The 1250-nt window shown below is 66.8% G+C and carries 1 protein-coding gene; it reads left to right on the forward strand.

Features of this window, described 5'->3' with window-relative positions; genetic code table 11:
- The coding region (locus tag VT50_RS32030) for a beta-ketoacyl reductase (protein WP_143645305.1) at window positions 1–1250 on the forward strand (1250 nt) is incomplete at both ends.

The following is a 1250-nucleotide window of genomic DNA, read 5'->3' on the forward strand; positions in this document are numbered from 1 at the left end:
GCGACGCTGGGCGCGGTGCTGCCCGCGCTGTCGGCGTACCGGCGCAGCAGTCGTGAGCAGTCCATGGTTGATGGTTGGCGTTATCGGGTGGTGTGGAGGCCGGTTGGGGAGGTGGCCGGTGGGTCGTTGTCGGGGACGTGGTTGGTGGTGGTTCCGGCGTCGTGTGCCGGGGATGAGTTGGTGGCGGGGGTGGTGTCTGGGCTTGGGCGGCATGGTGTGGATGTGGTGTCGCTGGTGGTGGATGAGGGGGATTTGGACGTCGGGGTGTTGGGGGAGCGGCTGGGTAGGGCGGTTGCTGATGTGTCTGAGCTGGGTGGTGTGTTGTCGCTGTTGGCTCTGGATGAGGGGCCGTGCTCTGGGTATCCGGTGTTGTCCAGTGGTTTTGCTTTGTCGTTGATGTTGGTGCGGGGGTTGGTGGAGGTGGGGGTTGAGGGGTTGTTGTGGTGTGTTTCGCGGGGTGCGGTGTCGGTGGGGCGTTCGGATCGGTTGGCGGGTGTGGTGCAGTCGCAGGTGTGGGGTTTGGGTCGGGTGGTGGGGTTGGAGCAGTCGGCGGTGTGGGGTGGTTTGGTGGATTTGCCTGAGGTGTTGGATGAGCGTGCGGTGGGGCGGTTGGTGGGTGTGTTGTCTGGTGGTGGGGGTGGTGAGGATCAGGTCGCGGTGCGCGGTTCGGGGGTTTTCGTGCGCCGTCTGACGCGGTCGGCCGCGTCGGTTGCTGATGGGACGACGTGGCGGGTGCGTGGCTCGGTGCTGGTGACGGGTGGTACGGGTGCGTTGGGGGCGCGGGTCGCGCGGTGGGTGGTGGGTCAGGGTGCGGAGCATTTGGTGTTGACCAGTCGTCGTGGTGTGGAGGCGCCGGGTGCGTCCGAGCTGTGTGAGGAGTTGGAGGCGCTGGGTGTCGGGGTGACGGTGGTGGCTTGCGATGTGTCTGATCGCGAGCAACTGGGGGCGGTGCTGGATGCCGTGCCGGGGGAGTTTCCGTTGCGGGCGGTTTTCCATGCGGCGGGTGTGGAGCAGGCTGTCGAGTTGGCGGGGATGAGTCTGGCGGATGCCGCCGGGGTGGTGTCGGGGAAGGCGGCTGGTGCGGGGCATCTGGACGCGTTGTTGGGTGATCGTGAGCTGGACGCGTTTGTGGTGTTCTCTTCGATCGCGGGTGTGTGGGGGAGTGGTGGTCAGGCGGCGTACGGTGCTGCGAACGCGTATCTGGACGCGTTGGTGGAGGATCGGCGTGCCCGGGGTCTCGCTGGTACTGC

This window comes from Streptomyces antioxidans (assembly GCF_000968685.2).
GTDB classification, from domain to species: Bacteria; Actinomycetota; Actinomycetes; order Streptomycetales; family Streptomycetaceae; genus Streptomyces; species Streptomyces antioxidans.